26 protein-coding genes and 1 pseudogene are annotated in these 25,796 nt (G+C 56.8%); 18 read left to right on the forward strand and 9 right to left on the reverse strand.

Features of this window, described 5'->3' with window-relative positions; all coding sequences use genetic code 11:
• The first annotated feature begins 29 nt into the window (after nt 1–29).
• The 5 genes from tatA to DCC27_RS03695 all read left to right on the forward strand — a co-directional run bounded on the left by tatA (nt 30) and on the right by DCC27_RS03695 (nt 6,089).
• Nucleotides 30–326, forward strand: coding sequence for a Sec-independent protein translocase subunit TatA (gene tatA, locus DCC27_RS03675; protein ID WP_110098348.1), 297 nt, complete (start codon nt 30–32; stop codon nt 324–326).
• Nucleotides 327–354: 28 nt separating this feature from the next.
• Nucleotides 355–1,245 (forward strand): twin-arginine translocase subunit TatC, encoded by an 891-nt coding sequence (gene tatC, locus DCC27_RS03680; RefSeq protein WP_246840132.1) that lies wholly within the window; start codon nt 355–357, stop codon nt 1,243–1,245.
• 23 nt (nt 1,246–1,268) lie between these two features.
• Nucleotides 1,269–4,214 (forward strand): RNA helicase, encoded by a 2,946-nt coding sequence (locus DCC27_RS03685; RefSeq protein ID WP_110110156.1) that lies wholly within the window; start codon nt 1,269–1,271, stop codon nt 4,212–4,214.
• 21 nt (nt 4,215–4,235) lie between these two features.
• Nucleotides 4,236–5,264: a hypothetical protein gene (locus DCC27_RS03690; protein ID WP_110110157.1), complete on the forward strand. Its 1,029-nt coding sequence runs from the start codon at nt 4,236–4,238 to the stop codon at nt 5,262–5,264.
• A gap of 90 nt (nt 5,265–5,354) precedes the next feature.
• Nucleotides 5,355–6,089 (forward strand): polyprenol monophosphomannose synthase, encoded by a 735-nt coding sequence (locus tag DCC27_RS03695; protein ID WP_110098351.1) that lies wholly within the window; start codon nt 5,355–5,357, stop codon nt 6,087–6,089.
• Nucleotides 6,090–6,157: 68 nt separating this feature from the next.
• On the opposite strand, the gene DCC27_RS03700 is transcribed toward DCC27_RS03695, so the two are convergent.
• The 3 genes from DCC27_RS03700 to DCC27_RS03710 form a co-directional block, all read right to left on the reverse strand.
• Nucleotides 6,158–6,505, reverse strand: a complete 348-nt coding sequence (locus DCC27_RS03700; protein ID WP_110110158.1) for an RNA polymerase-binding protein RbpA — start codon at nt 6,503–6,505, stop codon at nt 6,158–6,160.
• A gap of 77 nt (nt 6,506–6,582) precedes the next feature.
• Nucleotides 6,583–7,815: an SPFH domain-containing protein gene (locus tag DCC27_RS03705; RefSeq protein ID WP_110110159.1), complete on the reverse strand. Its 1,233-nt coding sequence runs from the start codon at nt 7,813–7,815 to the stop codon at nt 6,583–6,585.
• A 120-nt stretch (nt 7,816–7,935) separates the two neighbouring features.
• The gene (locus DCC27_RS03710) at nt 7,936–8,388 is read right to left on the reverse strand and encodes an NfeD family protein (RefSeq protein WP_110098354.1); all 453 of its coding nucleotides are present in this window, start codon (nt 8,386–8,388) and stop codon (nt 7,936–7,938) included.
• A 259-nt stretch (nt 8,389–8,647) separates the two neighbouring features.
• On the opposite strand from DCC27_RS03710, the gene DCC27_RS03715 reads away from it, so the two are divergent.
• From DCC27_RS03715 to DCC27_RS03735, 5 genes and pseudogenes are all read left to right on the forward strand, one after another.
• Nucleotides 8,648–9,259: a hypothetical protein gene (locus DCC27_RS03715; protein ID WP_110110160.1), complete on the forward strand. Its 612-nt coding sequence runs from the start codon at nt 8,648–8,650 to the stop codon at nt 9,257–9,259.
• 120 nt (nt 9,260–9,379) lie between these two features.
• Complete coding sequence (gene aroD / locus DCC27_RS03720) at nt 9,380–10,201, forward strand: type I 3-dehydroquinate dehydratase (RefSeq protein ID WP_110110161.1); 822 nt, start codon at nt 9,380–9,382, stop codon at nt 10,199–10,201.
• A complete protein-coding gene (locus DCC27_RS03725; RefSeq protein ID WP_110110162.1) occupies nt 10,198–10,656 on the forward strand; it encodes a DUF3054 domain-containing protein in 459 nt (152 codons plus the stop codon). The genes aroD and DCC27_RS03725 overlap by 4 nt, the downstream gene beginning before the upstream one ends.
• 51 nt (nt 10,657–10,707) lie before the next feature.
• Complete coding sequence (locus DCC27_RS03730) at nt 10,708–10,986, forward strand: Lrp/AsnC family transcriptional regulator (RefSeq protein ID WP_110110163.1); 279 nt, start codon at nt 10,708–10,710, stop codon at nt 10,984–10,986.
• A gap of 102 nt (nt 10,987–11,088) precedes the next feature.
• A pseudogene (locus DCC27_RS03735) lies at nt 11,089–11,604 on the forward strand (IS5/IS1182 family transposase); the annotation flags it as partial.
• Between the two features lie 113 nt (nt 11,605–11,717).
• On the opposite strand, the gene trpD reads toward DCC27_RS03735, so the two are convergent.
• Nucleotides 11,718–12,776: an anthranilate phosphoribosyltransferase gene (gene trpD / locus DCC27_RS03740; RefSeq protein WP_110110164.1), complete on the reverse strand. Its 1,059-nt coding sequence runs from the start codon at nt 12,774–12,776 to the stop codon at nt 11,718–11,720.
• Between the two features lie 217 nt (nt 12,777–12,993).
• On the opposite strand from trpD, the gene DCC27_RS03745 reads away from it, so the two are divergent.
• The 6 genes from DCC27_RS03745 (at nt 12,994) to DCC27_RS03770 (ending at nt 18,195) form a co-directional block, all read left to right on the forward strand.
• The gene (locus DCC27_RS03745) at nt 12,994–13,329 is read left to right on the forward strand and encodes a hypothetical protein (protein WP_148707500.1); all 336 of its coding nucleotides are present in this window, start codon (nt 12,994–12,996) and stop codon (nt 13,327–13,329) included.
• A 137-nt stretch (nt 13,330–13,466) separates the two neighbouring features.
• Nucleotides 13,467–14,105 (forward strand): heme-copper oxidase subunit III, encoded by a 639-nt coding sequence (locus DCC27_RS03750; protein WP_246840134.1) that lies wholly within the window; start codon nt 13,467–13,469, stop codon nt 14,103–14,105.
• A 94-nt stretch (nt 14,106–14,199) separates the two neighbouring features.
• Entirely contained in the window at nt 14,200–15,000 is an 801-nt protein-coding gene (locus DCC27_RS03755; RefSeq protein WP_110110166.1) for a c-type cytochrome, read from the forward strand.
• Between the two features lie 73 nt (nt 15,001–15,073).
• The gene (locus DCC27_RS03760; RefSeq protein WP_110110167.1) at nt 15,074–16,156 is read left to right on the forward strand and encodes a ubiquinol-cytochrome c reductase iron-sulfur subunit; all 1,083 of its coding nucleotides are present in this window, start codon (nt 15,074–15,076) and stop codon (nt 16,154–16,156) included.
• Nucleotides 16,153–17,829 (forward strand): ubiquinol-cytochrome c reductase cytochrome b subunit, encoded by a 1,677-nt coding sequence (locus DCC27_RS03765; protein WP_110110168.1) that lies wholly within the window; start codon nt 16,153–16,155, stop codon nt 17,827–17,829. The genes DCC27_RS03760 and DCC27_RS03765 overlap by 4 nt, the downstream gene beginning before the upstream one ends.
• Nucleotides 17,830–17,946: 117 nt before the next feature.
• The gene (locus tag DCC27_RS03770) at nt 17,947–18,195 is read left to right on the forward strand and encodes a hypothetical protein (RefSeq protein ID WP_110110169.1); all 249 of its coding nucleotides are present in this window, start codon (nt 17,947–17,949) and stop codon (nt 18,193–18,195) included.
• Between the two features lie 82 nt (nt 18,196–18,277).
• Here the strand turns inward: DCC27_RS03770 and DCC27_RS03775 are convergent, their stop codons facing one another.
• The 4 genes from DCC27_RS03775 to DCC27_RS03790 all read right to left on the reverse strand — a co-directional run bounded on the left by DCC27_RS03775 (nt 18,278) and on the right by DCC27_RS03790 (nt 22,855).
• Nucleotides 18,278–19,906 (reverse strand): OPT/YSL family transporter, encoded by a 1,629-nt coding sequence (locus DCC27_RS03775; protein ID WP_110110170.1) that lies wholly within the window; start codon nt 19,904–19,906, stop codon nt 18,278–18,280.
• Between the two features lie 72 nt (nt 19,907–19,978).
• A complete protein-coding gene (locus DCC27_RS03780) occupies nt 19,979–20,923 on the reverse strand; it encodes a DUF1177 domain-containing protein (RefSeq protein WP_110110171.1) in 945 nt (314 codons plus the stop codon).
• Entirely contained in the window at nt 20,923–21,651 is a 729-nt protein-coding gene (gene pepE, locus DCC27_RS03785) for a dipeptidase PepE (RefSeq protein WP_210403486.1), read from the reverse strand. The genes DCC27_RS03780 and pepE overlap by 1 nt, the downstream gene beginning before the upstream one ends.
• A complete protein-coding gene (locus DCC27_RS03790; protein ID WP_110110173.1) occupies nt 21,626–22,855 on the reverse strand; it encodes an aminotransferase class V-fold PLP-dependent enzyme in 1,230 nt (409 codons plus the stop codon). The genes pepE and DCC27_RS03790 overlap by 26 nt, the downstream gene beginning before the upstream one ends.
• A gap of 114 nt (nt 22,856–22,969) precedes the next feature.
• Between DCC27_RS03790 and DCC27_RS03795 the strand changes: the two genes are divergently transcribed.
• Nucleotides 22,970–23,731, forward strand: coding sequence for an IclR family transcriptional regulator (locus tag DCC27_RS03795; protein ID WP_110110174.1), 762 nt, complete (start codon nt 22,970–22,972; stop codon nt 23,729–23,731).
• Between the two features lie 128 nt (nt 23,732–23,859).
• On the opposite strand, the gene DCC27_RS03800 is transcribed toward DCC27_RS03795, so the two are convergent.
• Nucleotides 23,860–25,088 (reverse strand): IS3 family transposase gene (locus tag DCC27_RS03800; protein ID WP_110110175.1). Its coding sequence is split into 2 segments (ribosomal slippage): nt 23,860–24,812 and nt 24,812–25,088, totalling 1,230 coding nucleotides; the frame shifts between segments, so codons are not numbered across the junction.
• Nucleotides 25,089–25,102: 14 nt separating this feature from the next.
• On the opposite strand from DCC27_RS03800, the gene DCC27_RS12780 reads away from it, so the two are divergent.
• Complete coding sequence (locus DCC27_RS12780; protein WP_110110212.1) at nt 25,103–25,249, forward strand: integrase core domain-containing protein; 147 nt, start codon at nt 25,103–25,105, stop codon at nt 25,247–25,249.
• Nucleotides 25,250–25,796 lie beyond the last annotated feature (547 nt).

Here is a 25,796-nt window from a genome sequence, read left to right on the forward strand (position 1 = left end):
CTGTTCCACAGCTACGGAAAGGACGTGCCATGTTACCTAAGGGTTGGCCACTGGTCATCGTTATCATTCTTATTCTTCTGCTGTTTGCAGCACCCAAATTGCCGCAGTTGGCCCGCAACCTGGGCCAGTCCATGCGCATTTTCCGCTCCGAGGTCAAGCAGATGAAAGATGAGGACCAGGACTCCGAGAAGTCCCAGACCTCGCAGAAGGACTCCGCTGAGTCCGAGCAGGGCTCCGATATCCACGCCGTGGAAGGCACGGTGGTCGAAGACGAGCCGGACCAACAACACTCTGAACACACCGCTCAGAACAACAACCGCTCCTAAATTTTTATCGGTGTGACTTTTCACGTCCATGACTGAAAACTCCTCCTCCGACCCTGGTTCGAGTAGCTCGAGCACCACCGGCAAAAAGAAATCGCGCACCACCACACGTCGCCGTCACAACCCCGAGGGGCAAATGCCCCTGAAGGCCCACCTCACAGAGCTCCGCAACCGCATCATCAAAGCAGGGCTCGCCCTGGTGGCCGGCACGATCGTGGGTTTTATCCTCTATCAGCCCACCTTCACGATGATCACCGAACCGGTGTCACGGTTAGACACCGCAGAGCATCCGGCCGAGGTCGTGTTTTCTTCGGTCGCTCAGCCTTTCGACATCATGTTGCAGGTCGCGCTCTTTACCGGTGTGGTGATCTCCAGCCCGATCTGGCTGTATCAGTTGTGGGCTTTCATCATGCCGGGGCTGAAGAAAAACGAGAAGATCTACACGCTCGGTTTTCTCGCCGCGGCAATCCCGCTGTTCATCGGCGGGGTGGTGTTGGGCTGGGTCGCGTTGCCCCAGGCACTGTCTTTTTTCACCTCACTGACTCCGGAAGGTACCGCGCACCGGATTCAAGCCACCGTCTATATTCCCTTTGTGCTCCGGTTGTTGCTGGTTTTCGGGGTGGCCTTGGTGTTGCCGGTAATCTTGGTGGGTCTGAATATGGCCGGGGTGATCTCGGGCAAACAGATCCTGAAACAGTGGCGGATCTCGGTGATTGTCATCGCCGTGGTGGCAGCCATGGCGGCCCCGGGCTCGGATGTGATCACCATGTTCTTCATGGGGCTGCCACTGACCATCTTGTTCTTTGTGGCCTTGGTGATCTGTCTGGTTAATGACAAGCGTCGGGTGAAGCGTCAGACCAAAAAACAACGACAGCTCGATGAGGAGATTCAGCGCGGGGCGAGGCCACTAGGGGAACTTTAATCGTTTCCCCTAGGCTGAATAGCATGACCGAGGCAGATCAGCACTTATCACCCGCCGAACGCTATGCGCTGGATGCCAAGCGTCGACGGCAAGCTCGCACTCCGCTCGGCGAGTTTTCCGCCTCACTGGGTTTTCAGCTCGATGAGTTCCAGCAACAAGCCTGTCAGTACCTGCAACAGGGCCACTCGGTCTTGGTAGCTGCGCCCACCGGGGCGGGAAAAACCATCGTGGGAGAGTTCGCAATTCATCTCGCCCAGTCCTCGGGGCTCAAGGCTTTCTATACCACCCCGATTAAAGCGCTCAGCAATCAGAAGTACACCGATCTGGTTCAGCGCTACGGAGCCGCGCAGGTGGGGCTACTCACCGGGGATGTGGCTCGCAACCCGGATGCTCCTATTGTCGTGATGACCACCGAAGTGTTACGTAATATGCTCTATGCCGACGCGGAGCCACTGAGAAATCTCGGCTACGTCGTCATGGATGAAGTCCACTACCTGGCCGACCGTTTCCGCGGTGCTGTGTGGGAAGAAGTGATTATCCATCTTCCCGAGCACGTTGCGTTAGTGTCGTTGTCGGCTACGGTCTCCAATGCCGAAGAGTTCGGCGCCTGGCTGGATACGGTGCGGGGTTCCACCAAGGTCGTGGTCTCCGAACACCGCCCGGTCCCACTCTGGCAACACGTCATGGCCGGAAAGAATCTTTACGACCTGTTTGCCACCACCGGTGAAGGTGTGGAGAAACCCAAGCTCAATCCGGAGCTGGCGAAGATTGCCAGCGAAGAGCAACGAGCCGGTCAGCCCGCCCACTGGGGTAAACCCGGTTCCGGAAAACGCGGTCGCGGTGGCAAGAGAGGAAAGGGTGGCAAAGGAAGCGCATACCGCTTCCGCAACCACACCTCCCCGCACCGCCACAGTCCCGGACCACACGCCCAGGCGATGGCTACACAGACCCGAACCTCCCGCCCAACGATGGTGCGGGTACTCGAACGCGAAGCGCTGTTGCCCTGCATTACCTTCATCTTCTCCCGTGCCGGTTGTGATGCTGCGGTAGAACAGTGTCTGCAAACCGGCCTGGATTTGACCACTCCGGCAGAAAAACGCGCCATTGAGGATCTGGTTGACCAAGCCGGAGCGACGCTACCCGAGCACGACCGTGAGGTGCTGGGCTTTTGGGGGTGGCGCGATGGCCTGAAACGTGGTTTCGCCGCCCACCATGCCGGCATGTTGCCACCGTTCAAAGAGGTGGTGGAGGAACTGTTCGCCGCCGGGCTGGTCAAGGTCGTGTTCGCCACCGAAACCCTGGCATTGGGCATTAATATGCCAGCCCGTACGGTGGTGTTAGAGAAGTTGGTGAAGTTCAATGGTGAAACCCACGCACCCATCACGCCGGGGGAGTACACCCAGCTGACCGGGCGAGCTGGACGACGTGGCATTGACATTGAGGGTCACGCGGTGGTGATGTGGTCCGACCACCGGTTCGAACCTCATCAGGTGGTCGGGTTAGCCTCGCGTCGCACCTACCCGCTGAATTCCTCGTTCAAGCCCACCTACAATATGGCCGTAAACTTATTGGCGGTCTACGGTCTAGATACTGCCCGGGGGATTCTGGAGTCGTCGTTCGCCCAGTTCCAGGCCGACCGGTCCGTGGTGGGTCTGGCCCAACAGGTCAAAGAACAAGAAAAGTCCTTAGAGGGATACCGGCAGGCGATGAGCTGTCATCTGGGGGACTTCACCGAGTATGCTGCCCTACGCCGAGAGCTGGCCGCGGCTGAAAAATCTGCGTCCCGGGTGAAAAAACGTGCCCGGCGCGATGCTGAAGAACAATCCTTGACCCGGTTGGTGGTTGGCGACATTATCGAGGTCACAGGCCCCCGGAAATTCGGGGTGTGTACCGTGGTCTCCACCGCCGGCAACCCCCATAACCCCCGAGTTGCGGTCATTACCCATAAGGGGCAGTTTCGCCGGGTCGGCACTGATGATCTCGCGGAACCGGTGGAACCGATCGGGTCGGTGAATTTGCCCAAGAATCTGCTCACCAAGACCCCCACGCAACGCAAAACGATTGCTTCCTGGGCTCGCGAAGCCCTGCGCCGGAATCAGAAACCTCGGCCGCGCGAAGAAATCACCGGGTTCCGGTACCGGGATGAATCCGCGATCGAACGCGTCGAGGAGTTGCGGGCGATGTTGCGCGCCCATCCATGCGATACCTGTGCCGACCGAGAAGAACATGCCCGCTGGGCCAACCGGTGGGCCACGTTGCGCTCTGAAACCGACCGGTTGATCTCCACGATCGACTCGCGGACCAACACGATTGCCACCACCTTCGAACGCATCCTGGGCTTGTTGGCCGATTACGACTACGTCGATCTGGAAACCGAGACGCTCACCAAACCCGGACACGTCCTGCGCCGGATCTATGGGGAACGTGACCTGTTGACCGCATTGTTGCTTCAAGACGGGGTGACTGACACCATGTCGCCCGAAGACCTAGCCGGGCTGGCGGCGCTGTTGGTATTTGAGGGCCCCGAGGAGGAATTGATCGTCCAACCCGATATGCCCACCCCGGCACTGACCGAGGCGCTGGATGCCAGCGATGCGATCTGGTACCAGCTCCAAGATGCCGAGTCACAAGCCAGTCTGAAAGTCACCCCGCAACCGCACCCGGGGTTGGTGTGGCCAGTCTTCCGGTGGGTTCGCGGTCAATCGTTGACCCTGTGCCTGTCCGGCACCACGCTAGCGGCCGGAGACTTTGTCCGGTGGGCCCGGCAAGTGATCGATATGCTGGACCAGCTGGCGAAGGCCAGCCCGGATGCGGATTTTTCCCGGCGGTGCTTTAAAGCCAAGGACCTGGTCAATCGCGGCATCGTCTCCTACTCCGCCAGCCCCGACCCGCTGGGGGAGGATGGCCCCGACCCCCTCGATTCCCTGGAGTCCACCGAACCTACTGGGACCACCGATGAGACCCGCTGAGAACAGGAGAGAGAACACGCTATGAGCCTGCTACTGCGTAACGGCTTCATCCACACCGCTGATGACCCTTTTGCCACCGCGGTGCTCATTGAGGATCAGACCATCTCCTGGGTGGGGTCCGAGGAAACCGCTGACGCGATGGTCAAGGCCACTACCGACCCCAAGGACACTGTCGAAGTGGACTTGGCAGGAGCCTTGGTGGTGCCAGCTTTCATCGATGGTCTGAGTACTCAGGCCCCCGACGTGACCACCGGATCCGAAGACCGGCAACTGGTGTCGATGACGACCGAGGCGGAATCGGTGGAGGACCACCATGCGGTGGTACGCTACGGTCCGATCGGCTCTGCAGCCGCACAGTGGTGGATCCCTCACCAGGAGATCGATGACGGGTTGACCCAGTTGCTCGAACACAGTGACCGGACACCGGCGGTGCAGGCGTTGATCGGCTCGAGGTCACCGCACGAGTTGGATACGATTCTGTCTCGACTCGAAGGAGCCGATGCCGGTTGGCTAATGCGGGCCCGCCACCGGGTAGTGGCCAATCACCCGCTCAGCGCCGAGCAGATTCAGCGCATGCGAGCAACACAGTTGTCGTTGACTGTCACACCGCTCTGCTCGGACACACCCGAATTGCAGGCGCCGCTGGCCGATGTGGTCGCAGCCGGCATCCACCTCAGCCTGGGTTCCGGGGATGATGAAGCCAGCCACGAGAATATGTGGCGGGTCGTCACCGCAGCGGTGGAACACCCAGACCCCGCCCAGCGACTATCCACCCGGGCAGCCTTTCATGCGGTGACTCGCAACGGGGTACGGGTTTTGCCCTCGGTGATCTCCCAGCGGTTATTCCAGCACGGTCGGATTAGTGTCGGCTCACCGGCGCGGTTGGGTGTCTACACCGGGACCGAGCTGGGCGTGCAAGTGCCGGATGAAACCAGCGCCCAATTTTCCACCGATGCCCGGGCCGGCTCGGCGTTATTGCCGATCGTGGACTCCACCGCCCCCTTGCCGCAGCGCCAGGCCACTGTGGTGGGAGAGGACTACCGGGGGTGACGGGGACGCAAGCTCAGCTGCCACGAGAAGAGAACACTCCGCGCTATACTCATGCGAGGAGAAGTTCAGCACGGCTAATCGAGGAGAGCCATGAAAGTACTGACCATCATCCCAACCTATAACGAGGCAGAATCCTTGCCCGGAACTCTGCAGCGCGTGCGAGTGGCTAACCCCGAGGTGGATGTCTTGGTGGTCGACGATAATTCTCCCGACGGCACCGGCGAGTGGGCCGATGAGCAGGCAACTCAGGACTCTCAGCTCCACGTGTTACACCGCACCGAAAAGAACGGGCTAGGTGGGGCCTATTTGGCTGGTTTCGCCTGGGGCCTGGAGCGTGGCTACGACGTGCTGGTGGAAATGGACGCCGACGGCTCCCACCAGCCTGAACAATTGCACCGGCTCCTAGACGCGGTCAATCAGGCTGATCTGGTGATCGGTTCGCGCCGGGTGCCCGGTGGCAAGATGGTCAACTGGCCTTGGTACCGCAAGCTGATTTCGATGGGTGGCTCGGTATACCCACGAATTCTCTTGGGGCTAAAACTCACCGATATCACCGCCGGTTACCGCGCCTACCGTGCTGACACGCTTCGGGAGCTTGACTTGGATGCTGTCCAGTCCAAGGGGTATGGCTTTCAAGTGGACATGACCTTCCGCACCGCGCTGGCCGGTAAGCGTATCGTTGAGGTGCCCATTACCTTCGTTGAGCGCGAGTTCGGCGAGTCCAAGATGAGTGGCAATATCATCACCGAAGCACTGGTAAATGTCACCAAGTGGGGTGTGCAGGCTCGCTGGGAGACCGCCAAGAAAAAACTCGGCCTGAACTAAATCCACTGCCAAGAGCTGAGACACCCCTCCCTTAAGCACCACGCCGGAGTGGGAAAGTGTGCCTGTCGCTACGGCAGTGGCTCTTCACCACGACGTTCCCGCAGGGCATTCAGCCGTTGTTTGAGCGATTCTTCGAGTTCTTCGATACTACGACGCTCCAGCAACATGTCCCAGTGGGTCCGCACCGGTTTGGAGTTGTCTTCGACGTGCTGTTCACCGTTGACTAGTCGCGCCTCTTTACCGGTTTTTGTGGTCCAGGTGGGGGGAACTTCAGCTTCAGCGGCGAAGGTGACAACAACGGTTTCACCGTCTTCGCAACGGTACTCCACCCGCTGTCGGGCTGCCGGCTCCACACCGGCTTCAGTTTCCATGGACTGCGAACCTAGTCGCATCCCGCGAAGACTGCGATCACTCATCCAATAACTCCTCTATATCAACCTCAGTGGTGCTACCGCTGGCCCGGCAGAACACCGGCGCAAACTACCACTATAGATCATTGCTGATCGTCAGCACGACCGGCCTGCGGTGGATGGGGCGGACGGGCCGGCAGTCCATCCTCAGTGAAATCAGGCTCGGCCAAGGCCTCTTCCAAGCTGGTGTGCGACAGCTTGGGAGCCTTGGGAGCGTGCTCAGCAACCTCAGCGGCAGTAGTCGGCCGGGGCTTACGCCGGGCGCGACGCTGTTCGGACTCTGCAGTTCCAGCGGAGTCATGCTCCGAAGTACGCGGGGTCCAGGTAGTCTCAGCGCCATCGGCCGAGGAATTATTCCCGGCCCCGGTCTGAGGTGTCGACTGAGAACCATTTTGGTCCGTGGAGTTTCTCGGGCCAACGGGATCGCCACTGGGTCCGGGAACATGGAAACCGCCAGCAATATTCTTCAACGCGTCAGTCAGTTCAGACGGGATGATCCACATCTTATTGGAGTCGCCTTCGGCCAGTTTGGGCAAGGTTTGCAAGTACTGGTAGGCCAACAGATCCTGATCCGGGCGACCGGCGTGGATGGCCTCGAATACCGTGGTGATGGCCTCAGCTTCGGCGTTGGCACGCAAAATCCTGGCCTGGGCCTCACCTTCAGCAGCCAACACCGAAGCCTCACGATTACCTTCCGCGGTCAAGATCTCGGATTGCTTTTCACCCTCAGCTGTGAGAATCGCGGCACGACGATCACGCTCTGCGCGCATCTGCTTTTCCATCGAGTCCTGAATTGAGGGCGGGGGATCGATAGCTTTCAGCTCCACACGAGAGACCCGGAGCCCCCATTTGCTGGTGGCTTCATCCAGCACGCCACGCAACTGAGTGTTAATCGAATCGCGGGAGGTCAGTGCCTGTTCGAGGTTGAGACCACCTACCACGTTGCGGAGCGTAGTTGTGGCCAGGTTTTCCACGGCGTGAATGTAGTTGGCAATCCCGTAGGTGGCGCGGTTAGGGTCGGTGACCTGGAAATATACCACCGTGTCAATGGAGACCACCAGGTTGTCCTCGGTGATGACCGGTTGTGGCGGGAAGGAGACCACCTGTTCACGCATATCAATCAGCGGTAGCATCCGGTCGATGATCGGTACCAGCATGGTCAGGCCCGCTCCTTGAGTACGCTGGTACTTCCCCAAGCGTTCCACGATGCCCGCGCGAGCCTGGGGGACGATTTTGATGGCACTCGCCAGTACCGAGATGATTACGATGGCCAAGATGATCATCACGACGACAAGAATGATTTCTCCGGCACTCATAGTTCCTCCGGGATGAGTTTGTTGGGACCTTTCAATTGTTCAACGCAATGAACGCTTTAGGGTGACAGATCTAACACGAGTATAGCGAGACCTCGCAGACGGGCATAGCCACCACACCGCCTATCGCTGAGGACGGACCCATAAGATCGCGCCGTCAACCCGCTCGATCACGACTTCCTGATCCACCGCCAGAGGCATCGGGCTGGTGGTGCGAGCCGACCAAATCTCGCCATCGAGCTTGACGAAACCCGCGTGTTCTGACACCTCGCTAGTCACCGCCGCATTCCGGCCCGGATAGGCCTCGATCGAGTCATCGTGCGGATGACTGCCCGGCAAGCTCAAATGTCGCATCGCCACCGGACGCAGGGCAAATAACAACACCGCTGCTACCGCCGCGAATACGCCAATTTCCGCCGCGAAGGGAATGCCGAACAACGAGGCGATCAAGGCTCCGAGCGCACCACCGGCAAGCATGAGAAAGATCAGATCCAACATCATGAGCTCAACGAGTACTGAGCCGGCAGCGACGACCAGCCACAGCACCCAGGTGTTGTCAGACAGCCAGTCGAACATCCTGTGACCTCCTGAATGTGGTCGCCGAAGCACTCTCGGTTCCGTTGTGTCGTAGCCTACCGAAAAGCACCGCCCAACACAGTACTCACACTTGACCAGCACAGACGATTCTATTTATAATTCAAGTAATAAAAATATCCATATCGACCCAGGGGAGAGGTAGCAACGATCCCAACGTTCACTATTCAATCCCAGAATCACACTGTCCCTCGGGACCGAGATTGTCGAAGAACATCACTCAACCCCGTAAACTAGAAGAATGGCTACTGTATATCTCGCCGAAACAGAACCAGATAGAAATAGCATTCTCTCGGATTGGGTTGCTTCCCAATACTGGGGATCTGATGAAGACATAGAGATCGTCGGTAGCTACCATTTTGATGACACCGAAGGCTCCATCATGCTCGAAGGGTTCATCCTGCATCAAGGTGAACGCTTCTTACACGTGCCGGTCACATACCGCCTGAAGCCCCTGGCTGGCGCTGATTCATACCTGGTTGCCGAAATGGAGCACCCAGCGGTCGGGCATCTGTGGATCTACGATGCGCTCGCGGATCCTGTCGCCGTACATTTGCTCAATCTGGCGATTGCCGGAGAAATTCAGCAAGCTGTTCCGTATTTCTATAATGCCGATGGACAGTACCTGGGATCCGAAGAGTCAAACATCACACTGATCGTGCGTGGCGAGGTTCCTGAGCCCTGGGGCCAGGTCGGTGCACACCACGTCTTATTGCCAGACCAAACCGAGAGCACCACACGACGCATCGTGGCGATGTGGGACTCTGGTCAGTCCACCATCTATGAGCTCCTGGCACCGCAACCAACCTCGGATGAGGCCACCACGCCAGAAGAGACCGGCTCGATCGACTAAAACCACGAGCGAAAATCAGCCCGGGCGACCGTCTCTGGCCGGACCAATGGGTAAAACGCCGATAATCTACATTATGTCAACTTAACTCTGTATCGAGGTTTTCGGAGGGATCATCTGTCTATGCCAGCGCCCGTCTTCACCCCGCACGGCTCCTACCCCCGTCTCACGCTGGGTACGGCCACCTTTGATGCAGCCAATCCTGCGATCATCACCCCGCTCATGGGTTCGGGGCGAAAACAGATTCTGGGGCAGGCGGCATCGATCCGGGCCCATCCCGACTTCTCTTCGATCTCCGTGGTCGAATGGCGCGTGGACTTCTACGACAAATATGCCCAGCCGGCAAAGGTCACAGCCGTTTACGAGGAACTCATCGAGTTCTTTGGCGAGGTGCCGGTCTTGGCCACACTCCGAACGAGCGCCGAAGGCGGTCAGGCCGACGTCAGTGATCAGACGTACGTGCAGATTTTGACGGCGCTGGCGACCACACCGGGTGCTGTGATCCTTGATATTGAAACGGCGCGAGGCACCGCAGTCGAAGCGCTTGACCAGGCGCAGGCTCATAACGTAGCCACGCTGGGGTCTTACCACGATATTGAGCACACCCCATCGAGCTTCGATATTCTCGAACGACTCCAAACCATGGGTTACCGCGGATATGATCTGGCCAAGATCGCGGTGATGCCCAACTCCCCCTCGGACGTGATCCGGATCTATGAGGCCACCTATCAGGCCGCCTCGGTCCTGACGCAACCAGTGATTTCGGTAGCCATGGGCCCGCTGGGCGTGGGATCACGGCTCTCGGGCGGAGTTTTCGGTAGCGCCGCGACCTTTGCCACCCTTCAGGGCGCTTCAGCGCCGGGCCAGGTGCCTGTGCGCTTGGTCGTTGAGGCTGGCCAGGCGATCTATACTTCGGCGAAAAATTCAAAGGATGAGACACCATGACTCACCCAGTCCCCTCCCCCTCGCGAGCAACCGAACAAGTCACCCAGCCTGTCCCGGGTGGCCGATGGCGCCCGATCGTGGCGGTGGTGATCGATATCGCCCTGGTGGCCGGATTTGCCGCACTCGGGATGAGTTCACACCAAGAAGAGATCACCGGTAGCGAGTTGTTCCGCGTGGCTGCTCCCTTTGCCATCGCCTGCCTATTCGCCAGTATCATGACAGGTTTTTGGCACAGCTGGCAGCGCATGTGGCCCGCTGGACTGGTGGTTTGGCTCTCCACAGTGTTTATTGGTGTGGCATTACGCGTGCTGATTTTCTCCGACGGTTCCCACTGGAGTTTCGTCACCGTCTCACTCATCGTGTTGGGCATCCTGCTACTCGGGCGCCGGGCCATCTCCCAGCTGATCACCGTAGCCCTTATCCGATCCGCACAGCGCAGTGTAGAGACAGACTAGACTAAGGGTAAGCCCGTCGTTGAACCGGCAGATATCGAAGGAGACACGCTGATGGTTACTGCGTTCGTGATGATCAAGACGGACACGAATCGTATTCCGGAGGTCGCAACTGAACTGGCGGATCAGGACGGTATCGCTCAGGTGTATTCGGTCACCGGATCGTGGGACTTGGTGGCCATTGTCCGGGTGCGTGAGTTCGACGATCTCGAAGACGTGATTTCTGATCGTCTCTCCAAGATTGAGGGCATCGTCGATACCGAAACCATGCTGGCGTTCCGCGCCTATTCTCAGCACGATCTAGGAGAAGGCTTCGCCCTGGGATTCGACTAAGAGGTTCCGCGGATAGGGGCACGTCGCTGACGCGATGTGGTTTACCCACTGGGGTGTCATCGTCCACCTATCCCCCGATCGAGTGGTCTTCGATAAGCTCCCGGCATCTTCAACCAACTCGAGCAGATCTGCCTGGAAGCCTACGACAAGATCGTCAGTCTCAACCTGAGCGAGGTCACCGTTGATGGGTGCATCGTCAAGGCATCCTGTGGCGGTGAAGCCACCGGCATCCCGCTCGGCTGCGTCATCGCAAGCGCGCACCGCAACAACTCACCCTTGCTGCAACCCACGCTAGAGCATCTGCTGGGCCGGTTCGACCAGGGCATGGGCGTCGGCCTACCCGAAGACATCACGATCCATCTCGACGCCAGCTACGACAACGGCAAGACCCGCGACCTGCTCGACGAACTCGACCGCGGGGTGATCAGCCAGAAGGGCTTCCCGCTCCAGGCCGGCAAGCGATGGGTCGTGGAGCGAACCAACTCCTGGCACAACCGCGGCTTCAAGAAACTCGCCATCTGCACCGAACGACGTGCCCGCATCATCGACGCTTTCGACGCTCTCGACGCTGTCGCCAACGCCGTCATCGTGACCCGACGCCTACTCACCACAGCCTAGAGCACCCACCACTGGAACCGACCACCCGCCCGCCGACCACGACCTACCCGCGGAACCTCTAACAGTCGACAGCAATAGATAGGTTTTACCCAGCCCCGGAAACTGGCTGGTGGCTAGTTCCCCTGTGAAACCGCAACCCAGGTGGTCAGCACCTCAGCGGCCGCACCGGAATCAATGGACTCTCGGGCTCGATCCATGTTCTTGCCGATACGTTCAAACAGATGCCCTTCGGCCGAGGTGTCATAGGCAGTGAGCCCGGCGGCGGTGTTCAGTAGCACCGCATCCCGCACGGGACCTGGCTGACCGGCCAGCAACTTGCGAACGATCGTGGCGTTGTACTCGCCGTCTTTGCCGGCCAGCGCTTCGACCGGTTGCAATGAAATCCCGAAGTCCTGCGGGTTCAGCTCGTAGGTTTCGACCGCGCCGTCGCGAATCTCGTAAATCGTCGACGGACCCGAGGTGGTGATCTTGTCGCGCCCGTCGCAACCGCGGAAGACCATCCCGCGAGTTCCACGATCCCTTAACACGCCGGCCAGTTTCGGGGCCATGGCTTCATGGGCGCATCCCATCGCCTGGGCCTCCGGGCGGGCAGGATTGGAGAGGGGCCCGAGGAAATTGAAAGCCGTGGGCACACCGAGTTGTTTCCGGGTGGGCGCAACGAACCGCATCGAGGGGTGGTATTCCTGAGCAAACAGGAAGGTAATACCGGCCCGTTCCAGACACTCGGCCGCGCGGGTGTGCGCCATGGTCAGATCAACACCGAGGGACTCGATCACATCAGCGGCCCCTGCCGTGGAGGACGATCCACGGTTACCGTGTTTAATGACTTTCGCTCCGGCTCCTACCGCCACCAACGAAGACATGGTCGACAGGTTTACCGTACCTAACCGGTCTCCCCCAGTGCCTACAATATCGACCGCATCGGGGCTCAGATCGATCTGGGCAGCTTGCGCGAGCATCGCGTTGGCCAGGCCCATCAGCTCATCGACCGTCTCACCCTTGGACGCCAGTGCGACGAGAAAACCAGCGATCTGGGCGTCCGACGCGTTGCCAGACATCATCTCGGTCATCGCCCACGAAGCAGAGTCTACGGACAGATCTTCGCCGTGGATCACCGACGATAACAGGCTCGGCCAGGTGTGTGTGGAGCAGTTCGCTGTGGTATGCACGATCTCATCCTAGTACCTGCACGGCGCAGAACGTGCGCGAGTGAACACCAACATCACAGCCTCACGCCGCACCCGCTCATCACGAAACCTGTGCTGGCAACTCGGACCGCGAAAAGTCTCCTTTATGCCACGACGCCCTCGCGTCGCGGGTATTCACTTACCGACGTTATCGCTCGTCGAGAATATGAGCGAACAAAACCGGCGCCTTCCGGGAGTTGACATGTCGCAGAAAATTGATCCCACGGCACGACGCATCATCATCTGGGCGATTCTTCTTGTCCTGTCTCTGGCTCTGTTCGGCATCCCAGTGCTTGCTCAAACGCACCTGTCGAACAACGCTGCGACGTTGTCAGCCGATCAAGTCAACCTGTCAGAGGCAGTCGTTCTCTGGTGCGGTTTGCCCGGCATATTCTCCGCGACAATTCTTATCATTGTCGCTTTGAACGCCGACGACAACCCGGTTTTTGGAGAAAGCAGGGCTCCCCTCATTACCAAACACAGGTGCCTTACCCATGCTTCGGGTGTCATCTTCCATGGCCTGCCGAAAACTGACTAAAAGGGTGTTGAAACCTGCAAAAACACTGAAAAATCAGGCCACTTGAGGGTCTCTAAGTGTTCTGTGTTACTCATTTTCCTCGTGAAACACGGCTCAACGATTGGAGAACGAGCCCACTTTCAGTCCATAATGAGAGGGTGACAACTACGACTCAAACCATCTCGCACCCCACCACAGGTTTCCCCTCCCGGCCGAATCTGGTCCAGGTCGGGACCATTGTTTGGTTGGCCTCCGAAATTATGTTTTTCGGCGGGCTGTTTGCCATGTACTTCACCCTGCGCTCGACGTCTCCGACCCTCTGGGCGGAAAACACCGAGATGCTCAGTGTGCCACTGGCGACTGTGAATACCTTGATTCTGGTCGCCAGTTCTTTTACAGCACAGTTTGGTGTTTTCGCTGCTGAACGCCTGCAACCCCGGCGCACCGGAGGCGTCTTGAATATCGGCAAATGGGGCATGGTCGAATGGTTCGTGCTGACCTTCATTATGGGCACGGTCTTCGTCGCCGTTCAGTCCTTCGAATATGCCGAGCTGGTTCAACACGGCGTCACCATCGCGTCCAGCGCCTACGGGTCAGCGTTCTACATCACCACCGGCTTCCACGCCTTGCACGTGGTCGGTGGTCTGATCGCGTTCCTGTTCGTGATCGGTCGCGCTTTCTTGGCCAAGCGGTTCGGACACCATGAGGCCACGACCGCTATCGTGGTGTCGTACTACTGGCACTTTGTGGACGTTGTCTGGGTGGTGCTGTTCGGAATTATCTACTTCCTTCAGTAACCTAAGACTGTAAAACTTAATCACCATTCGCACCCTGAGGTCGTCGAGCCGGAAATGTCACGTCGGGCTTGACAAAAACGTAAGGAAATCATCAGTGAAGGCTCTTTCACAGAACCGTCGCCACCCCGCCGTGGCCGTCGCATTGCTCCTCATCGGGCTGCTGTTGACCGGTGGCCTGTACGCGTTGGCCAGTAGCCTCAATACTGCTAGCGCTACGACGGCTCAAGAGTATTCCGAATCCGATGTCGCTGCCGGCGAGCGACTGTTCAACGCCAACTGCGCCACCTGCCACGGCATGAACGCCACCGGCACCTCCGTTGCACCGTCGCTGGTGGGTGTGGGTGCTGCGTCTGTGGACTTCCAAGTCGGTACTGGTCGTATGCCGATGCAAATGCACGGACCGCAGGCTCAGCAGAAACAGCCCCAATTCAATGACGAACAAACCCAGCAGATGGCAGCCTATGTTGCCTCTTTGGGCGCTGGACCGGCCGTGCCAGAGGACGAATACCTCGACGTCGACCACGACGACGTTGACCTCGCTCGTGGTGGCGAGATCTTCCGTGTCAACTGCGCCATGTGCCACGCCGCCTCGGCTGGCGGTGGTGCCTTGACCCGCGGTAAGTTTGCGCCCACCCTGCATGGTGTGGAAGAAAAACACATCTATGAGGCCATGCAGACCGGACCGCAGAACATGCCGGTGTTCTCGGATGCCAATATTTCCCCCGACCAGAAGCGCGACGTGATCGCGTACCTGAAAGAATTTGAGAACCAGGGCCACCCCGGTGGATTTAGCCTGGGCTCTCTGGGCCCGGTTGCTGAGGGGCTGTTCATTTGGACTGCCGGGCTGGGTCTGGTCATCGGCTTCATGGTCTGGCTGTCCTCGCGGTCGTCCTGACCACTGTGACCACTGAGCGCTACCGATAACCCAACACAAGCACATTCATCACTCGAGTAAAGGAATCAGATCTATGGGCGAGCAACGCCACGGAGGACCCGAGACATCGGGCACCCTCGAGCGCGCTGGGGAAGATTCGGGTCGTTACGCGATCGACAACCCGGGTCTGCCGCCACACCGGCGGCGTCTTGCTGATGAGGATCCACGAGAAGCCAAGAAAGCTGAACGGCAAGTCTCGGTGCTGTTCATCATCTCGATTATCGGCACGATCGTCTTCTTCATCGGCTACTTCGGTGTGGGTCAGGTTGGCCCCGATACCGGGTTCGACACCTTGCGCTTGCAGAACACGCTACTAGGTCTTGGCACGGCCTTCGCGATGTTGGGTATCGGTGTGGGTATTGTGCATTGGGCCAAAACCCTGATGCCCGACCACGAATGGGTCGAGGACCGCCATGAGGTCACCAGCGCCGAGGACCAAGAGGAAGCTCGCAAGATTGTCAACGACGTCGTTGATGAGTCCCAGATCAAGCGTCGCCCGCTGTTGCGCAATACTCTCATCGGTGCACTCGCCCTGGCTCCGTTACCCGCTATCGCGATGTTCCGCGATCTGGATGACTCCGATAACCGCTCGGATAACGTCGCTGAGAACTTCGGTGTGGAGCGTTTGCGTCACACCATGTGGGACGAAGGCGTCCGGTTGGTCCGCGACATCACCGGCACCCCGATCAAGGCCAGCGACGTAACCATCGGCTCGGCTTTCCATGTGGTTCCTGAAGGATTGCTGGAGCTCGAGCACGACAAGCTGAACCAGAAGGCCAAGGCCGTCGTGCTGTTGATGCGGTTGAACCCCGAAGACTTGCAGATTTCCGAGGGTCGCGAGGACTGGAACGTTGATGGCATCGTGGCCTACTCCAAGATTTGCACCCACGTTGGTTGCCCGGTGGCGCTGTACGAGCAGCACACCCACCACCTGCTGTGCCCCTGCCACCAGTCAACTTTCGATCTCACGCAGGAGTGCAAAGTGATCTTCGGCCCGGCTAGCCACGCGCTGCCGCAACTACCGATTACCGTTGACGATGAAGGCTTCCTGGTTGCCCAAAGCGACTTCCACGAGCCTGTTGGACCTGCCTATTGGGAGCGTGACAGGAACCGATGACAACAGTCCACGATTACAATGCATCCACTCGCACCGGTAAGATCGCGAACTTTGTCGATACTCGCGTTGGTGCCTCCAAGATCATCAAGGAGTTCGGACGCAAGCTGTTCCCGGACCACTGGACCTTTCTGTTCGGTGAAGTCGCGCTCTACAGTTTTGTGATCCTGGTGCTCTCCGGAGCTTTCCTGACCTTCTTCTTCGACCCGTCGATGTCCCACGTGACCTATGAGGGTTCATATAAGCCGCTCTACGGTGTGGAAATGTCGGCAGCCTATGCATCCGCTCTAGATATCTCCTTTGATATTCGTGGCGGTCTGTTTATGCGCCAACTGCACCACTGGGCAGCTCTGCTGTTCATGGCTTCGCTGTCGTTCCACATGTTGCGTGTGTTCTTCACCGGTGCCTTCCGTCGCCCGCGCGAACTGAACTGGGTCGTGGGCTGTACTTTGCTGGTGCTGGGCATCCTGGCTGGCTTCACCGGTTATTCCTTGCCCGACGATGTGCTCTCCGGTAACGGTCTGCGTATTGTCGACGGCATGATCAAGGCCGTTCCGATTGTCGGTACCTACATCTCGATGTTCCTCTTCGGCGGCGAGTTCCCCGGCGAGGACATCATCAGCCGGTTGTACTCCTTGCACATTATGGTCATCCCCGGTCTACTGATCCTGTTGATTGCAATCCACCTGTTCATGGTGGTCACTCACAAGCACACCCAGTACCCGGGTCCTGGCCGCACCGAGCAGAACGTGGTGGGCTACCCGATTGGCCCCGTGTACGCTGCCAAAGCCGGTGGGTTCTTCTTCATCGTCTTCGGTATCCTGGCGCTGATTGCCGGCCTGTTCCAGATGAACGCGATCTGGAACTACGGTCCGTATGACCCTTCCCCGGTGTCGGCTGGTACCCAGCCTGACTGGTATGTCGGCTTCGGTGACGGTGCTTTGCGTCTGATGCCCGGTATGCTCGGCGACTACTCCTTCCTGTGGCACATTCCCACGCCGTGGGGCGAGAACGCTTTGCCGATGGGCGTGTTGACACCGCTGATCCCGATGGCCTTGTTGATCCTGGGGATGTTCGTCTGGCCCTGGATTGAACGCTGGATCACCAAGGACAACCGCGAACACCACGTTCTTGACCGTCCGCGTAACGCCCCGGGTCGTACCGGTGTCGGCGTTGCCGGTGTCATTTTCTACTGTGTGATGTGGGCAGCAGCGTCCTCGGACTTGATCGCTACCCACTTCCACGTCTCGCTCAACGACGTGACCTACGTGCTCCGCGTGCTGTACTTCTTGGGCCCAATCCTTGGATTCATCATCACCCGTCGCGTGTGTCTGTCGTTGCAACGCAAGGACCGCGAGATCGCCTTGCACGGTCGTGAGGCCGGTATCATTCAGATGTCTCCGAGCGGTGGCTTTTCCGAGAAACACGAACGCGTCAGCGACTACCGTCTCTATGAGTTGGTGGCCTTCGAATCCCAGAAGCCGGTTCCTGCTCAGCCCAATAAGAAGGGCAAGATCGGTGGCATGGAGAAAATGCGCGCTGGCCTGGCACGGTTGCTCTTCGAAGAGCGCGTCGAGCCGGTGTCCCGTGCTGAGCTGGCTGAAGCCGAGGCCCACGATCACGGTCACGAGGAAATCACCGACGCCTCCTCGGACACCAACTCGCTGGAGCGCTAAGCCGGCACCAACATAGTCTGTGGCCCACTCCCCTGTTGCGGGATGTGGGCCACAGCTGTGTCTCGTACGTTTAGGGAAAGGGTGACTCGTCTTGCGTTTGTGCCTAGGCTGGGTGGTATGACGACCATTAACAGTACACAGATTCATCTGCAATCGCGCCCGCAGGGCGTCCCGTCCCACGACAATTTTGAGACCGTCACCATCGGCCTTCCCGATCTGGGCGACACCGAGGTGCGTGTGGCCAATGATTTCATCTCGGTTGATCCATACATGCGTGGACGGATGAGTGATGCCAAGAGCTACTCAGCCCCCTATAAGGTCGGAGAGGTCATGACCGGTGGCGCTGTAGGCCACTACCACCAGTGAGGTGTGGTGTCAAAAGACCCACTGGCCTCATGCTACTGAGAAGCAGGCAGATCTGTTTAGTTCTGGTAACAATTCAATCACTTCAAATTCTTATAATCTTCCCCACGTTGTAAAGCGAATCGGCGGCAATTACGCCAGCTCCAACGAGAGCTAGATCGTGTTCGCCCTCAGCACCTCGGTACTTCCTCCAGACTAACCGCAGTGCGAGCGCGACGAGCACAACCCATCCTGCATTCGGTGTTGCGACGAGTAAACCAGTTGCGAATAGCACACCCATCTGTCGCTTCGACCCACCGAAAAGCTGAATTAGCGCTCCCGGAATTGCCCACAGAGCCATCGTGCTAGCAATTTGCGGATCCGTCACGCCGGCAGTGATAGTGTCGGCGAAGACTTGAGATGAGGGCGGAATTCTATCGTCTGCGAAAAGACTTTGCGACGTGAGCGCGACGACACCCACCGCGACAAGTATTGCAACAATTGAAATCTTCAATTGTTCACGGCGACCGGAGAGCTCGTAGTCTTTCCAGGGACGTGACGCGCGTCGTAATATCCAACCTGCCTTATAGTCGTAGCCCATGTCTGCGAAGGCTGGTCCCGTGGCGGAACAATAAGCCACCAGCATCACCAGGGGGACAACCGGGATTTCGAGAAGTAACCCAAATATGAGAAAGATGAGTGTCACGGCGAAAGCTGGAAACCAACCCGCGTGCATAGCCGCGAGACCAACGATGAGCTCATGTACGATCGCCGCCATTCCTGCAAATAGTACGAATCCAACGAGGCCCCAGAAAGGAAGATCGTTGACCACGCCACCGATAAGGGCTATTAACAATGCACCAAGCACAAATAGTGCATACCCAAGGGCCAGAGAACGACCTAGTTGCTTGTTGTCGGTGGTGTATTGCAAGGTTTCGTCTCTTGCTACAGCTTCTAGTCGTGTGCGCTCATTGAGTTGAGCGCGTTTGGTCCGGGCTCCTACTATGATCCACAGTACTTGCAAGAGTGCCACTACCCCGGCGCCGATCATTACTCCGTGTGCTACGTATAGTTCGTTGAGGTCAATATCCCAGAGGATTGGGCTATACTGTGCGAGTAAAAGGCCTATCCCAAACATAAGGAGAGCCCAAAAATTTCCGATGAGAGCTACTCCTCCGGCAGACATGGGCAGTGATAGAAACGAACCACCGAGTCCTATAATTCCTCCGGCAAGCAGGATCACCGCGCGACGCCCTCCACGAATACCAGCGCGGATCGTTTCTGCTGCGGCGACTCCAGGTGGCCACGGTGCAGAGGCCGGCATGAAACGCGAACCGAAAGCACGGTACAAAATGAAAACATCGATGAGGACTCCAAGTGCACAGCCGATTAGCATAGGCTGTACCAAGTGAGGTTCGCCAAGTGCATAGGGTATAGCGATAGGGGCGATGAGCCCATTTGAGGCGGCAAATGTCGCGCTGGAAATTGCCGACTGGACAAGGTTCTGTCGATGGGGGTGCCGGAACCTGCTAAGTTTTAGATAAGAAAACCGCCCTATAAGTAAGGCAATAACGGCACCAATAACGCTTGTGTTCGCCGAAATACCAACAGCAGTGATTAGATGTACGCCGATGACTGCTCCGACCAAACTGAGCACGGCCGATAAGATAACGGTACTGGCTTCAAAAGCACGGGGATGCGCGCTAACAACGTCTCCCGCAGTCTTGGTGGTCATGATGCTACTTCTCTCATTTACGGAGTTCATTCCCGATAGCCGACTTTGCCGGCTATCGGGAACGCCCTCGGTCTATTGTTGAAACTGACTTAATTCTCCGTAATTTGCGGTCAACTGGGCATACTCATCCTTGTTATAGAACGAGAGAGCACCAGCCGTGAACTGCTTTGCTGTCTCAACGGCGAAACGAACGGCATCGAGTAAGACCGTTTCATAGCTTGCGCCAGTTGACGAACCTGGTACTACAGATGTCGCTGTTAACGCGACTCCGACGACCGGGGCGGATGTTGCAACCGCCGGTTGCATGATTGAATTGAAATGGCGTAATCCATTGCTATACGGCGTGATATCTTGTTGGGCTAGGGGGAATGTGCGGGCTGGTTCCCCCGTCGCATACTCGAGAATCGGGAGGAGATCCGGCGCGACGGGCAATAAATATCCTTTCTTCGCTGTCGGCGAGATTGCTATACCGCGGTGGTTTATGAGCTGGTTGCCCTTTGAAGCGTCAAACGACAGGATGGCATCCATACCCTGGTCAACTTCAAACTCATTCATGCGGTCCGACGAAACAGGGGTTCCCATGAAGTCAACTGGCTTGCGTGGGGTGATACTCACATGCGTAGCGACATGAGTAGTGATGATGACGTCCCCAATCAGGCGGAAACCAGCAACCGCAAGGCGTAGTAATCGCAAGGCCGAAGCGATCGCGACAATCGAGCCGTCAGCATCAGAAACATAGCCAACCCTTTTAGGCTGTGCCTGTTGAGCTCCGAGGCGACCGACGATGCCAAGAGTGGCTGCTTCTCCACCGCTTTGAGATCCATTTCTACCGGGAATCAAAACGCGCACGAAGTCGCAATTATGCCTTGTGTCCTCCGGTGCTTCATACGGAACACTTTCAATAGTTATCTCGCAATCAGGGGCTCCAACTGACTGTAATAACCTCGCGATGGTTTGGCCCGACAGTCCTGGATGCTCCATGAGCTCGCACACTTCGAGAATCTCCCGAATCGACATCAAACCACCCGCCCCGAGATTTCGGACAAATTGAAAGGAGATTCTACAGTGATACGACGTGCATCTGCCCCATTGGAGAAGACCAGCGCGCTACGATCACCAAGTATCTCGCCTTGACATTCTGTTACATACAAAGCGCTACCTTCAGGAAGTGCAAGGACCTCTTCATTGGGATTGATAGCGGTGAACTCAGCCAACCGTTCTTCACGGCTTTCGCCATTGTGACCCGCAGGTTTTCCCGAAACAAAGTGAGGATTGATCTGAAATGGCACAATGCTCAAGGCTGAGAAAGTGGGGGGTTGGACGATGGGCATATCGTTTGTGGTGCGAATTGACGGAGTCGCCACGTTGGTGCCCGCACTCCAACCAATATAACTCGCGTCGTAATTTACGACCCTGTCACGAATCTCGGATAGAAGTTCGGCCTCATAGAGACGTGACAGCAGAGCAAAGCTGTTACCGCCTCCAACTGCTATGATGTCGGCATCGTGCACGGCAGCGACTGGATCGCGGTAGCGGTGAATTGAGACTAGATCTGCGCCTACTGTGGCGAAGGGCGCACTAGCTAACTCTTCGTATGTGTCATAGGAAAATGAGACAGCCGCATAGGGAATGAAGAGTACCTTCCGACTAGTTCCCTCAAGAATTGTGTATAGCTGGTCCCTGGAATGTTCAAGATACCCGAGGCTGTCTTTTCGGGAGCTACTCATTAAGAGCGCACGGGGCATGATTCTCTCCTATCACGTTGATGATCGCCTTGATCAGCCTGTCTATTTCCTCTTTAGTATTAAAGTAGTGTATGGAAATTCGGGCCATGCGTTCGATGCCATACTCGGCCAGGATTGGCGTAGCCATGAAGTGACCGGCCTCTATGATTATGTTTTGAGCTTCGAGCGCACGCGCAAGATCGTTTGCGTCGATGCCAGAAATGTTGAAAGGCAATATTCCTATTCGTCGTGTATCATCTTCTGGGCCATAGATATCCGCGCCGGGAACGGATCTTAGTCGTTCGCCCGCATAGGCCGTGAGTTCCTGAACCCATGTGCTTATAGACTCGAGCCCGCAAGTGTTTGCGACCTTAACAGCAGCCCCCAAGGCGAGAATTGCAGGCACATTTGGGGAACCTGCTTCGAGTTTCCGAGCCGTACGAGGGAACTGAACTGTTCCGCTTCCTTCGTCGAGGCTTGCGTTCCACCAACCTGCTAAGGTTGGGGTGATATCCTCCAAGAGGCGTTCACGAACAGTTAAGATTCCAGAGCCTTCGAGTCCTCGAAGGCCTTTACGTGTGCAGGCCGATATGAAATCACAGGGCCAAGTGTCGAAGCCAACTGGAATCACCCCTAGCGCTTGCGCCGCATTTACGTGGCTATATACGCCATGTGATCTAGCAATTTCGCAAATCTCCCGTGTCGGTTGAATTACGCCGGTGACATTAGATACGGACGCGAAGGTGACGAGTCGTGTTCGATCCGTAATAGAGTCGCGGACGGTCTCGGGACTAATCACACCATTTCTGTCGGCACGGACGGTCACCACTTTCGCACCAGTCTCCTCTGCGATCATGTACCAAATCGCAATATTGCTGAGCATCTCGGTATCCGGAATAATTATCTCGTCACCCTTCTGCCACGTAAGCCCTCGAGCTACCAAGCAGATCGATTCTGTTCCGTTTCGGGTAAATGCCACCTCATTTTGGTGCGCTCCTAAGAAGTCTGCAACTAGATTGCGGATCTCCTCCAAGCGCGTGTAAATATGCTTACGCAACCGCGGAAGGTAAGGTCCGCTTTGTGCCGTCTGCCAAAGGTAGTCGGTTGCCTCTTTGACTGCGTCGACAACCGGAGGAGCAGCGGCTGCAGTATCAAAATATAAATACTTCTCACTAAGTACTGGGCCGGTGTTGGGGGCTTCTTGCTGGGTTTTGCGTAACGACATTGGGAGTCCGTACCTTGTTTGCGGTCTGAAATATTGAGATCCTGGTGAGCATCTATACTCCATGATCTAAGTCACACTTACAATAGATATCCCGCTATACGGGATAATTGCGGTATGAGTGAAACAATCGCTAGTATCGAACGGGCGTTACAGGCCCTCCTAATCTTCAGCGCCGACCAGCGCACAATTGGTGTCACGCAACTCGCCGACCAGCTAGGTTGCTCAACATCAAGTGCGCAACGCACGATTAACTCGCTCGTCAAGTTACGTTTCCTACGCCAAGATAATCACCGTCGGGTTTATAGACTGGGCGCCGGTGTCCTACAGCTGGCGCGCGCATGGCGAAGCAGTGCATCTCTTGCAAGCATTGCTCAGCCGGTTATCGAAGAACTTGCACACGACACTGGGCTCAATTCCACATTTGGGATCGCCGATCATGCTCACATCCGTGTCATCGTTGCCGTAGACGGTCCCAATGGAACTATCCGTGACTACCCAATCACAGGCGAAATGTATCCTGCCCATGTTGGTGCGATATCAAAGGCATACTATGCTTTTCTTGATCGTGAGTCTCGGCAGTTTTTCACTACCCAACGACCGCTAGCTCGTTATACAGCGATGACAAGTGTCAACTCCCATTTATTAGAGACCGAGTTCGCCAAAGTTCGGACACAAGGCTACTGTGTCACGAGAGGTGAGTATGATGAGCAGGTGTCGGCACTCGCGGTGCCCGTACAAGCCGGAAAGGACCCTCTTGGCTCTATAGCCGTCGCAACCAGAAATGAGTTAGTGCCCTCGGACGAACTGGTTGGACGAATTCGTTCGGCTGCTGGCGCGCTTGCCCAGCATCTTAAGGTCAGAGAACAAGATTTTTAGGTTGTCGCTATTAGTGGACTAACATGTCGTTAAACTGACATTCATTCCACACCACACGACTGCCCCCTGGCGATCACCAGACTACTGAACAATTTCACAGTGAAGCGCCCTGGGTTTTGTTCCGCTTGTTATACGGGGCTCAGGACGTGAGCCTGGGTCATATGATAACTTGCTTCGGCTTCGGTCGGGGTCTGGTAGTTCAAGGCTTCATGCAATCGGGTGGTATTCCACCAGTGGACCCAGTTCATCGTTTCGAATTCCACCTCAGTAGCTGACGGCCAAGCGGGCCGAGCATAAATCAATTCGGTCTTATACAAGCCATTAACCGTCTCGGCCAATGCATTATCGTAAGCATCTCCAGCGGTCCCAACCGATGCCGTCAGACCAGCCTTGGCAAGATGTTCGGTATAGCGAATGCTGACATATTGCAAGCCACGGTCGCTGTGATGGACTAACCCATCCAGGGCTTGGTCCTTAGCACTGAGCAGCGCGTGCTCTAACGCTTCCAAGGGCAGCGCATCAGTACGCATCGTCGTGCGGGTCGACCAGCCCACGATCTTACGACTGAAGGCATCCGTGACAAACGCGGTGTAGCAAAACCCGCTGGTGGTGCGCACATAGGTTATATCCGCGACCCACAGCCGGTTGGGTGCTGTGACGCCAAAGTCCCGGTTGACCAAATCTGGCCGCTGATCCGGGACCTTCGCAGCGATGGTGGTGTGGGGTTTTCGTCCTCGCACCACACCGCTAAGTCCCGCCAGGCACATCAGCCGAGCCACTTGGTCACGGCCCACGTCCCAGCCAGCACGTCTCATGGCATGCCACATTTTGCGCACCCCATAAACCCCATAATTGGCTTGGTGCAGCTCTTTGACCACTGGGATCAGGGCTGCATCCCGACGCGAACGATCACTGGCAGGACGGGCTTTCGCCGCCCGATAACCACCTGAGGTGATAAACCCACGGTCTGTCGCACCCAAAACACGACAGATGGACTCGACCCCGAAACGATCCCTGAACATGTCAATGTAAGCAATCATCTCGTCGTGGGGCGGTCGAGCTCCGCTGCGAAAAAAGCCCACGCCGTCTTGAGGATCTCATTAGCCCAGCACAGCTCCGCGTTCTCCCGCTTCAGCTTCCGGATTTGCGCTTGGGCATCCGTGGACACCCCTGACTTCTGACCGGTATCCACTTCAGCTTGTTCCACCCAACGACGCAACGTCTCTGTCGCGATACTGAGCTTGGGCGCGGTTTCACGAATCACCACATACCGGCTCGGCGCGTCTTCATCTTCGAGCCGATCAAACACCATGCGCGTGGCACGATCTTTAAACGACTGCGGGTATTTGATTGGCATAGTTCTATCCTCTCATTTTAGGACGGAACAAAACCCAGGACGGTTCAAAGCCCTGGCGGAACGAATATATAGAGTCAATCAACGCAAGACTTCATCACGAGTATTTGAACACTAACAGCCTCTACTCGCTCCGTCACACCCAAGTAGCGATCGGTGACTGAAAGCATAGATATCATCACGACCGTCGGCATCACACGCTGAGTTACCTACCCCCGATCAAGCACGCTCAAGCTTGCACCCACCAATTAGAAGAAACCGACTCACACACCAGCCGGACCAAACAACGGGGGCAGCCCACCTACTCGGAGACGTGTCACAAAACAGTTCAAACGGTTTAAGACTAATCAACACCATTCTAATATAAAACCTATTTCACGACTCACTGACTATATTAGGCACACTATTACCCAGGTAATTGTTTATGATAATAATCACACTGGATGCACTTCGCGATATACATCACTCGCATTTAAACATCAACTATGATAACTTTCAAAACTAAAATAATAGATTAGTCATTTTAACGAATTAAAACTAATATTTACACAAGTTCACGTATATCAATACTATCTATTACTTCCTTTAACGTTCATGTCTAAACTACTGATTAATAGACACTTAAACGGAAACCTACAACAGGTAACGAATTCAGATACGTTCACAATTGGAACACGTTACATACGTTGCGCCAACACGATCAACATACAG

Origin of the sequence: Auritidibacter sp. NML130574 (assembly GCF_003185725.2) — a bacterium.
In the GTDB taxonomy this organism is placed as follows: domain Bacteria; phylum Actinomycetota; class Actinomycetes; order Actinomycetales; family Micrococcaceae; genus Auritidibacter; species Auritidibacter ignavus.

Excerpts from the sequence above, each read along its gene's own strand:
- DCC27_RS03790 (WP_110110173.1), bottom strand. The coding sequence starts at position 22,855 with ATGTCGTTACGCAAAACCCAGCAAGAAGCCCCCAACACCGGCCCAGTA.
- DCC27_RS03775 (WP_110110170.1), bottom strand. The coding sequence starts at position 19,906 with ATGACCACCAAGACTGCGGGAGACGTTGTTAGCGCGCATCCCCGTGCT.
- DCC27_RS03745 (WP_148707500.1), top strand. The coding sequence starts at position 12,994 with ATGTCGCAGAAAATTGATCCCACGGCACGACGCATCATCATCTGGGCG.
- DCC27_RS03715 (WP_110110160.1), top strand. The coding sequence starts at position 8,648 with ATGGCTACTGTATATCTCGCCGAAACAGAACCAGATAGAAATAGCATT.
- DCC27_RS03725 (WP_110110162.1), top strand. The coding sequence starts at position 10,198 with ATGACTCACCCAGTCCCCTCCCCCTCGCGAGCAACCGAACAAGTCACC.
- DCC27_RS03730 (WP_110110163.1), top strand. The coding sequence starts at position 10,708 with ATGGTTACTGCGTTCGTGATGATCAAGACGGACACGAATCGTATTCCG.
- aroD (WP_110110161.1), top strand. The coding sequence starts at position 9,380 with ATGCCAGCGCCCGTCTTCACCCCGCACGGCTCCTACCCCCGTCTCACG.
- DCC27_RS03700 (WP_110110158.1), bottom strand. The coding sequence starts at position 6,505 with ATGAGTGATCGCAGTCTTCGCGGGATGCGACTAGGTTCGCAGTCCATG.
- DCC27_RS03710 (WP_110098354.1), bottom strand. The coding sequence starts at position 8,388 with ATGTTCGACTGGCTGTCTGACAACACCTGGGTGCTGTGGCTGGTCGTC.
- DCC27_RS03695 (WP_110098351.1), top strand. The coding sequence starts at position 5,355 with ATGAAAGTACTGACCATCATCCCAACCTATAACGAGGCAGAATCCTTG.
- DCC27_RS03765 (WP_110110168.1), top strand. The coding sequence starts at position 16,153 with ATGACAACAGTCCACGATTACAATGCATCCACTCGCACCGGTAAGATC.
- DCC27_RS03795 (WP_110110174.1), top strand. The coding sequence starts at position 22,970 with ATGAGTGAAACAATCGCTAGTATCGAACGGGCGTTACAGGCCCTCCTA.
- DCC27_RS03780 (WP_110110171.1), bottom strand. The coding sequence starts at position 20,923 with ATGTCGATTCGGGAGATTCTCGAAGTGTGCGAGCTCATGGAGCATCCA.
- tatA (WP_110098348.1), top strand. The coding sequence starts at position 30 with ATGTTACCTAAGGGTTGGCCACTGGTCATCGTTATCATTCTTATTCTT.
- DCC27_RS03690 (WP_110110157.1), top strand. The coding sequence starts at position 4,236 with ATGAGCCTGCTACTGCGTAACGGCTTCATCCACACCGCTGATGACCCT.
- DCC27_RS03705 (WP_110110159.1), bottom strand. The coding sequence starts at position 7,815 with ATGAGTGCCGGAGAAATCATTCTTGTCGTCGTGATGATCATCTTGGCC.
- DCC27_RS03770 (WP_110110169.1), top strand. The coding sequence starts at position 17,947 with ATGACGACCATTAACAGTACACAGATTCATCTGCAATCGCGCCCGCAG.
- pepE (WP_210403486.1), bottom strand. The coding sequence starts at position 21,651 with ATGCCCCGTGCGCTCTTAATGAGTAGCTCCCGAAAAGACAGCCTCGGG.
- DCC27_RS03685 (WP_110110156.1), top strand. The coding sequence starts at position 1,269 with ATGACCGAGGCAGATCAGCACTTATCACCCGCCGAACGCTATGCGCTG.
- DCC27_RS03760 (WP_110110167.1), top strand. The coding sequence starts at position 15,074 with ATGGGCGAGCAACGCCACGGAGGACCCGAGACATCGGGCACCCTCGAG.
- tatC (WP_246840132.1), top strand. The coding sequence starts at position 355 with ATGACTGAAAACTCCTCCTCCGACCCTGGTTCGAGTAGCTCGAGCACC.